Here is a 9,503-nt window from a genome sequence, read left to right as displayed (position 1 = left end):
GCAGGTACCGGACATTAATTAAAGTATATACGATTTTAGGTGGCCATGGCGACGGGGCCCACCCCTTACCATTCCGAACAGGGAAGTTAAGCCCGTCTGCGCCGATGGTACTGCTACACCAAGTGGGAGAGTAGGCCGCCGCCTTTTTTTGAAAGCACTTGCCATGTATATGGCAGGTGCTTTTTTTTTGGACAGGATCTGTTGTGGGCACGCCGCTGGCGTGATTGATTCCAGTATCCGTACGCCAAACGGAAAGTCCAAAGTCGGGAGACTTTGCACAGCGACTTTGCAGAGTGCCATCAATTTTTAAGATTAGCCAATTGCTACATTGAATCATTACTACATTGTTTCATTGCTACATTGTTCCACTTTCAAATCGGTCCATTAGCAAATTTTCAAATCACACAATTGTTACATTGAATCATTGGTACATTATTTCATTGCTACACTGTTCCACTTTCAAATCGGTCCATCAACGAATTTTCAAATCTAGTGTGAAAGTCCAAAGTCGGGAGACTTTGCACAGCGACGTAATGATTTATCGACACTATGTTAGAGTCGACATAATAAAGAACCGGCCTATTTTCAATTTACTTAAGTGGTTATTATTGTTTTTTATAGGTTTTCGTGAATCTTCGATTTCGTCTTAAATCAAGTGGTTTCCACATTGGAAGGTGGAAGGCGTCCATAGAGCATTTCACCCAAGTGAAAGCGGCCTGGACGCCGGGGCTGTGGAAAGTGCGTAGATTTAAAGAAATTTAAAATCAGCCTAGCGTTTTTTGGTTCGTTTTTTATTCATCGGCTAGTCTATTGATCTTTAATGGTATTCATGAATGCTACGCATTTGGGCGATGCAAAAAATGAACAGGACACAAACTTGAGATAGTAAACTATATCTTTTTGTAATTCACACACAACTTTTAGGATTGTTCCACGGAAAAACCAAAGTCGGGAGACTTTGCACAGCAACTTTGCACAGCGACTTTGCGCAACGACTTCGCAGAGTGCCATCCATTTTTCAGATCAGCAAATTGTTACATTGAATCATTGCTACATTGTTTTACTTTCAAATCGGCCCATCAACAAATTTTCAAATCAGCAAATTGTTTCATTGAATCATTGCTACATTGTTTCATTACTACATTGTTCTACTTTCAAATCGGAACATCAGCAAATTTTCAGATCACACAATTGTTACATTGAATCATTGGTACATTATTTCATTGCTACACTGTTCCACTTTCAAATCGGCCCATTAACAAATTTTCAAATTAACTATCCCCTAAACCCTGTAATTTACAACAGCAAACGGGCTACCTCCAACCAATTGTTGGCACGTTCATATCCAGTGGTGTGTATGTTGTGAGGAGAGGTGAACATTATTTTCCTTCCCTGGAAATGCTCCAGATTGTAACTACGGTCATCTATCAAAATATCTCCATTAAGAATATGCTTGCTGCCGCAGAGAATACGATTTCTCCAATGGATAAAAGGAAAATGCTCATCCAGCCAATCGCTTTTTTCCCTTAGAGAGTTGGGGTATTCCATGGCAGCTGAGGCTACATAGAGTTCATATTTGGAGGATAATTCCTTTAAAACTTCCTTACTGTCCTTGATAGGTTCCAGATTGCGAAAGAAGCCGTCTGTCCTGGCATGGTTCCTTACACTATATTGCCGTTCTTCAGGAACGGATTGCCAAACCTCACGTCCCATACAGTCCATCTCGGTCAGGTTTTCATTAAACTCGGCATTGTAAAGTGTTATATGTGCATTATAAGCATCAGCAAACACCTCGTCCATATCTACAAATAAGGTCATTGAATTAAATTTTAAATACGAAAATAGCCATTTTCCCTTGAAGACCGGAAAGATTTGCTTCTGGATGTAATGAGACAGCCTAAATGTGTTGGGGATTGCAGTGTAGACCTTAAATAACCTTGGTGATACGCCAATAGAAACGGGAGTAGAGCCGTTTGCTTTATGGAATGGGACCGGTACGATTAATCTTGTTTATTGTCCTTATTGAACAGGGCATCCATTATCAATTTAATACTATAAAACCCCATTGAAATGGCTGCAATGGCTAAAATAATACCAATGATCAAGACAGGCCAATAGAAAGGGTGCCCTTCATTTTTAAAGGCTTGGTATATTATTATCGGCGCAGTAAACATTAGGGCTATGGTATAGGCAATATATTTGAGGCCTTTTAATAAGAGGGCTTTATTTGTTCGCATAGGTTTGATTTTGTAGACCGTCTTAATGTTATGGATTATTTTTTTATCAGAAGGGTATCCGAAAACGTTTGGCAAATGGCAAAATAGCCCAAGGCAAAATTACTTTTATTTGTACTATCATTATCACTGGTATTGGTTACATTAATTATATTTCCCTTGACCGTGGTTGCAGGTGTGCTAAAGGGACCGTTATCCGCTCCGCTTTGTTGAATCAATTGGTTCATATAATTAAAAAAATCCTGATCTATACCTAAAATACTAATGGTTAGCAATCTTTCATCTTCCAATTTACTATCGTAAAAAAATGAAAACTGAAATCGTTTTCCCTGATAAAACTCATCTTCGCTCACCAAATATTCACCGAAATCAAAATCGAATAAATAGTAATCCTCTCTCTCCCCGTTATCTGTGAAGGTTAGGACTACTTCGGTTTCATCATCTCCAAACAAAGTAGTTGTTCCCTGTTCCAAGGAATCAAGGGGAACGGCAGGTACGTATTTGGTTTTCGCCAAATAGGTTTGGCCTCCATATTGAATGGTAAGCTCCAATTCTCCTTGTGTCAATTCCTCTAAATCCCACTCATTTTCATAAACACCGGTATCTGGAATGGATTCTTCCAAAACTATTACCGACCCTGATTGCGTGTTTGTGAGGGTAATTTCCTGAAGTTGGGCAGGCGATAAATCATCAAAAAAAGAACTGGTTAGACTGGCCTTTATTTGGATCAATACAGAAGGATTGTCCATCTCCTCCAATCGGATCAGGGCATCGATAACCAATCTAGGCTCTTCCGTAGGAAGATCTACTTCAATTACATCCTGACACCCAAAGATTATAAAACACAAGAATAAAATTACAATGTTCTTCATTTCTTTAGAATTTGATGTTATAGGTGGCGGCGGGTACCAAGCCAAAAATTGAGGTACGGACTGCTTCATTTACCCCTGTGTCCCCGTTGCGACTAAATCCGATAGAGGCAGCATTTTTTCTGTTGTATAAGTTGTAAATGCTAAAGACCCATTCCGATTTTAATTTTCTGCCCTTATTTTTTCGAGGGGTAAGTGTTGCCGAAAAGTCAATTCTGTGATACGCCGGCAGTCGCTGTTTGTTTCTTAGTCCATAATATGGCACAACCAAATTTTGGAATTGGAATTGGCCAATGGGATAATTGGTAGGTTGGCCGGTCTGGAACACAAAATTGCTGTTAAAGCTCCATTTTTCATTTAAGTCGTAATTTACATATAGGGAAACGTCGTGGGTCTTATCATAGGGAGTGTTGTACCAATTTCCTAAATTAATACCTGTTTCAGTAGCATTTCGTCCAGGGGTCCTTTGTTCCGATTTGGATAGGGTATAGGCCAGCCAACCTTGAAATCTATCCTGGTTTTTTCTTATAAGCAGTTCAAGCCCATACGCTCTTGCTTCCCCGTTTAGGATTACCTGTTCTATAGCATCATTGGCAATTAAATTGGCGCCGTCTATGTAATCTATTCTGTTTTGGATATCCTTATAGAATAATTCGGTTTCCAGGGAGTAATCTCCATCCTTTATATTTTTGAAATATCCCAATGCATATTGATCCAGTAATTGTGGTTTTATAAAAGTTCCACTTGGGGTCCACACATCTAGGGGAGTAGGGGAACTTGTATTGGATAGCAAGTGAAGATATTGTGCCAACCTGGTGTAACTTGCTTTTAAGGAGTTATTGGGGTCAAGGGAATAAGCTAAGGCTATACGGGGCTCTAAATTTGTAAAGGTTGCGAGTTGTTCGCTACGTTCAGGAGTAAGAATTTCTATTGGATCTGCCTCCTTGTATATCTGCAGAAAGGGATCAAAAACTACCGGATCGTTATTCGCGTACACATTTAATTCGTCCTGTCCCAGACGTATAAAATTACTGAGACGCAAGCCATATTGCATGCTTAAATTTTCCGTAATGTTCTGTTCAACATCTACATAAACAGCAAATTCATTGGCGTATTTTTGGATCAGCTGATTTTCAATTATCCCAGATTCCGAGTCGCTGGGTTCTATCTTGCCAGGGTTAAAGCGGTAATAAATGTTATTGATACCATAGTTTATTTGAAAATTATTACTCAGATAATGCTTAAAATCGTATTTGAGATTAAAGTTTTGAATTCCAGAATTCCATTTGAAACCTACAAAATCCAGTTTTAAGCCATAATAATAATCAGAATATATCAAGGATAAATTGGAGAATAATTTATCCGAAAACAAATGGTTCCATCGGAAATTAAGAACCGCATTGCCATAAGTGTTTACGAAGCTTTCGCTTATTGAAAAAACATCCCTTCCAAAATAGCCCGAGAAATAAATGTTATTGCTTTCATTTAACTTAAAGTTCAACTTGGTGTTTAGATCATAGAAATAGGCTGTATTATCTATGTCGAAAAGAGGTAGGAACAAATGGGCATAGGATGCCCTACCGCCAATAAGAAATGCCGCTTGGTCTTTGATTATAGGCCCTTCGGCCAATAGTCTACTGGCAACGGCACCAATACCACCATTGACTTTTAACTCCTTACTATTTCCTTCTTTCTGAAAAATTTCCAGAACTGAGGACACCCTACCTCCATAACGGGAGGGTATATCGCCCTTGAATAATTTTACATCCTTTATGGCGTCTGGGTTAAATACAGAAAAGAATCCAAATAGGTGGGAGGAATTAAAGATGGTGGCCTCATCCAGTAGAATAAGGTTTTGGTCTACGGCTCCTCCCCGAACATTGAAGCCTGATGCCCCTTCGCCGGCATTGCTAACCCCGGGTAAAAGGAGAATGGATTTTATAATATCTGCCTCTCCCAGAATTACAGGTATCTTTTTTATGGTTTCTGCCGATAGGGAGTTAACGCTCATCTGAGGTTTACGAATATTTAATTTTTCAATATCCTCGGTAACCACTACTTCCTCCAATTGTTCCGCTACTTCAAGTAATTGAAAGTTTATTTTTTGATCGTAGGTAAGATCAATGGTTTGAATAATATCTTGGTATCCCAAAGAACTTATTTGAAGTTGATAGCTTCCTTTGGGTAACGTAATGGAGTAGAATCCGTATTCATTTGTAATAACCCCTGTGCTTAGGGATGGCACAGCAACTGTGACACCTATTAGTGTCTCATTACTTGCTATTTCGGTTATTGTCCCACTCAGGGTGAACCGTTCCTGCGAAAATAGATTAATGGAAAATAGAAGTAATAAATAAAACGGCACATATGTATTTTTTCCCATTAAAAGCATTTTTCACCTAAATGTATCGATATTTTCTTGAGGAAAAAAAAGTTTGCAATCTCTTAAAGTAAAATGACCTTTCCATAAAGTGAAAAGGTCATTTTAAATTAGAAAAAAGTTCGTTTAGATGGATTCCAAAATGGAATTAAATGTAACGCTCGGTCTCATGGCCTTACTTATCAGATTTTCATCTGGTAAATAATAACCTCCAATATTGATGGGTGCACCCTGTGCGTCGTTCAATTGTTTAAGAATTTCATCCTGGCTATTCGAAAGCTTTTCGGCAATAGGTGCAAAAACGGCTTTAAGTTCCTGGTCCTCATTTTGTTCAGCCAAAGCATTTGCCCAATAAAGCGCCAGGAAGAAATGGCTACCCCTATTGTCCAGCTCCCCAACTTTTCTTGATGGGGATTTGTCGTTTTCCAAAAATTGTTCCGTAGCCTTGTCCAAAGCATCGGCAAGGACTATGGCTTGACTATTGTTATTCTTTTCCCCGAAAAATTCCAAAGACACCCCAAGGGCCAAGAATTCCCCCAAAGAGTCCCATCTTAGATGTCCCTCGGATAAAAACTGTTCCACGTGTTTGGGGGCGGAGCCACCAGCACCGGTTTCAAAAAGTCCACCACCGTTCATAAGAGGTACGATGGATAACATTTTTGCACTGGTACCCACTTCCAAAATAGGAAAGAGATCTGTTAAATAATCTCTAAGCACGTTCCCGGTTACAGATATGGTATCCTTTCCCTCCTTAAGTCTTTGCAGCGTAAATACCGTAGCCTTTTCAGGAGACATTATCCTTATATCCAATCCAGAAGTATCATGTTGGGGTAAATAAGTGTTTACTTTCTTTATCAATTCAATATCATGGCCCCTATTCTCATCCAGCCAAAATATGGTGGGTATATTGGTAGCCCTGGCTCTGGACACGGCAAGTTTTACCCAGTCCTGAATAGGTGCATCCTTTGCTTGGCACATTCTCCAGATATCCCCCTCCTCTACATCGTGTTCAATTAGAACATTACCAGAATTGATGTCCACTACGGAAACCTTGCCACTGGACTTTATAACAAAAGTTTTATCGTGGGACCCGTATTCCTCTGCTTTTTGGGCCATTAATCCTATGTTGGGTACCGTTCCCATAGTTGTAGGGTCAAAAGCGCCATGTTCTTTACAGAAGTTGATAGTCTCGGTATAGATTCCGGCATAACTACTATCTGGAATTACGGCCTTGGTATCTTGAGCTTTTCCGTTGGAATCCCACATTTTACCTGAATTGCGGATCATGGCCGGCATGGAGGCATCTATAATGATATCACTTGGTACATGTAGGTTGGTGATTCCCTTATCGGAATTTACCATGGCTAGGGCAGGACCTTGCTGAATGGTTTTCTCAATATCCGATTCAATTTCCTGTCTTTCAGAATCGGGAAGACTTTTTATTTTTTTTAATAAAATCTCAAGACCATCATTGGCATTGACATCAATTTTATGAAATGTAGCGCTGTGTTTTTTAAAAACATCTGCAAAGAATACCTTTACGACATGACCAAAAATAACAGGGTCGGAAACTTTCATCATAGTTGCTTTCAAATGCACGGAAAACAACACACCTTTCTCTTTGGCGTCTTTAACCTGTTCTTGTAGGAATTTTACGAGCGCTTTTTTGCTCAATACGGTGGCATCAATTATTTCACCTTTCTGAAGTTGAATACTTTCCTTTAGTAAAGTCTTGGTACCATCAGTTTGTGTGAGTTCTATTTTTACAGCGGTGGCTGACTGTAGGGTAATTGATTTTTCGTTTGATTTAAAATCGCCCTGAGTCATGGTGGCCACATGCGTTTTGGAATCTGCGCTCCAAGCCCCCATGGAATGCGGATGCTTCTTGGCATAATTTTTAACGGCCCTTGGAGCCCTACGGTCCGAGTTACCTTCTCGCAAAACAGGGTTCACGGCGCTTCCCTTTATTTTGTCATACCTAGACTTAACATCTTTCTCAACATCATTTTTTGGGTTATCCGGATAGTTTGGAATGTTATATCCCTTACTTTGTAATTCTGCAATGGCTTCGTTTAATTGGGGAGCGGAAGCGCTCACATTTGGAAGTTTTATGATGTTGGTTTCAGGCATTTTGGCCAAATTTCCCAATTCTACCAAATCGTCCGAGATCTGCTGTTCCTTTTTTAAGTAATCTGGAAATACTGCAATTATTCTACCTGCCAGGGAAATATCCTTAAGTTGAACATCTATTCCAGCTGTCTTGGTAAATGCCTTTATGATAGGTAGGAATGATTGTGTTGCTAATGCAGGGGCCTCGTCTGTTTTGGTATATAAAATTTTTGGCATTATAATTTAGATTTTTAAGTTTAAGCGGAGCAAATATACAATTTTAAAAATGCCAAATAAACAGGGAAGGGCTATAATATTGGGTAAATGTGTACTAGGAAAGTAAGGGAGGTAATAAATGACTTATCCCCACATGAAGATTGACGGAACTTAAGGACCGGCCTATTTTCAATTTCGTCTTAAATCAAGTGGTTTTCACATTGGAAGGTGGAAGGCGTCCATAGAGCATTTCACCCAAGTGAAAGCGGCCTGGACGCCGGGGCCGTGGAAAGTGCGTAGATTTAAAGAAATTTAAAATCAGCCTAGCGTTTTTTGGTTCGTTTTTTGGGCGATGCAAAAAATGAACAGGACACAAAAATGAGATAGTAGATTATTTCTTTTTCTAATTCACACACAACTTTTGGGATTGATCTCAACAATTGGTCATGATCCATCCAAATTACCAGAAATTGTTCTTGATCCGTAATATTCTTTATATTGAAGTTAAAATTATGGCAAAAATAAAAGCCATATCATTGTAAAATTACCTTGATATGGCTTTCTAGAAATAGTTTACAAACTTGTTGTTTTGTCTTTTACAAAACGGCAACCATTGATTGCATTTGCGTCGCTATTTCAACGTTTGAAACATTCTATCCTTAATAATACAACCAAGTGACAAAGATGTTTCTCCTCAATGTTCAAATATTTGGTATTCCTAATGTATAACCTAGATCTAACATTAACAATATCACAATACTTACAAATCTACCAACTTACACAAGCAAGTTAATAGTTAGAATGCAATCTATAATGCATAACACTATAGAAGGACAAATAACAATGAGATAAAGAACGTAAACTCTATGTGACATTCATTAATCCGAGTAACGAATTTCCAGCCACATTTAAAAGTAAGGAATTATTATTGAATAAACAAGCTTTGTAACGATTTTATTACCAACATATTATGAACTGTAGTTCTGAACAAATGTTTATAAATGAAAAAGCATCCTTACTGAATAAGGATGCTTTTTTGTAAATTTTATGAGCTTGTTAAGAGCGTATCTCTTTAATTCTAGCTTTTTTACCAGTAAGACCTCTAAAGTAGAAAATACGGGATCTTCTAACCTTACCTTTTTTATTCACTTCTATTTTTTGTAGAGCAGGCATATTAATTGGAAAAATACGCTCTACACCTATAGTACCGGACATTTTACGGATTGTAAAGGTTTCGGTAGCTCCAGTTCCCCTTCTTTGAATAACAACACCTTTAAAAAACTGTGTTCTTGTTTTTTCACCTTCCTTAATTTCGTAGTACACGGTAATAGTGTCCCCAGCTGAAAAGTTTGGAAAATCTTTTTTAGGAATAAATTCGTTTTCTACAAATTTTAATAACTCTTCCATCGTTTTTAATTATTATTTACTTAAACCAACTTTCACGATTATCGTCAGAGGTTGATTTAATGGAGTGCAAAATTAATCTAATATTTATAACTTACAAGTGATTGGGAGTTTTTTATCAATATTATCCCTTAAAAAATCATCCTAAGTTCATTGTATTCCATTGGTCTAGGCACTTTCAGGAGTTAGCTTAATTTTGTAGAACACATAGAATATTAACTGCCCTTAGATTTTATTTAGGGTCATTTTTTTATGCCCGATCATGATTTTTGGACAGGAGGTATGCTCTTG

Annotated in this window: 6 protein-coding genes and 1 rRNA gene; 1 reads left to right on the top strand and 6 read right to left on the bottom strand. The window is 38.3% G+C overall.

Going from position 1 to position 9,503, the window contains the following annotated elements; translation table 11 throughout:
* Positions 1-35: 35 nt before the first annotated feature.
* Positions 36-147, top strand: a 5S ribosomal RNA gene (rrf, locus tag QSE00_RS17120).
* Between the two features lie 1,149 nt (positions 148-1,296).
* Here rrf and QSE00_RS17115 read toward each other — a convergent pair.
* From QSE00_RS17115 to rplS, 6 genes are all read right to left on the bottom strand, one after another.
* On the bottom strand, positions 1,297-1,818 hold the full coding sequence (locus QSE00_RS17115; RefSeq protein WP_110358013.1) for a 5' nucleotidase, NT5C type: 522 nt from the start codon (positions 1,816-1,818) through the stop codon (positions 1,297-1,299).
* Positions 1,819-2,000: 182 nt separating this feature from the next.
* Positions 2,001-2,237: a DUF6095 family protein gene (locus tag QSE00_RS17110; protein WP_110358014.1), complete on the bottom strand. Its 237-nt coding sequence runs from the start codon at positions 2,235-2,237 to the stop codon at positions 2,001-2,003.
* Positions 2,238-2,272: 35 nt separating this feature from the next.
* Entirely contained in the window at positions 2,273-3,106 is an 834-nt protein-coding gene (locus tag QSE00_RS17105) for a DUF4249 family protein (protein ID WP_110358015.1), read from the bottom strand.
* Between the two features lie 4 nt (positions 3,107-3,110).
* Complete coding sequence (locus QSE00_RS17100; protein WP_286106879.1) at positions 3,111-5,486, bottom strand: TonB-dependent receptor; 2,376 nt, start codon at positions 5,484-5,486, stop codon at positions 3,111-3,113.
* 123 nt (positions 5,487-5,609) lie between these two features.
* A complete protein-coding gene (locus QSE00_RS17095; protein WP_286106878.1) occupies positions 5,610-7,829 on the bottom strand; it encodes an NADP-dependent isocitrate dehydrogenase in 2,220 nt (739 codons plus the stop codon).
* 1,035 nt (positions 7,830-8,864) lie between these two features.
* Positions 8,865-9,215: a 50S ribosomal protein L19 gene (rplS, locus tag QSE00_RS17090; protein WP_110358018.1), complete on the bottom strand. Its 351-nt coding sequence runs from the start codon at positions 9,213-9,215 to the stop codon at positions 8,865-8,867.
* Between the last annotated feature and the right edge of the window lie 288 nt (positions 9,216-9,503).

Source organism: Arenibacter flavimaris (assembly GCF_030291335.1).
In the GTDB taxonomy this organism is placed as follows: Bacteria; Bacteroidota; Bacteroidia; order Flavobacteriales; family Flavobacteriaceae; genus Arenibacter.
The sequence above is the reverse complement of the archived record's forward strand: the minus strand, read 5'-3'. Positions and strand labels throughout refer to the sequence as shown.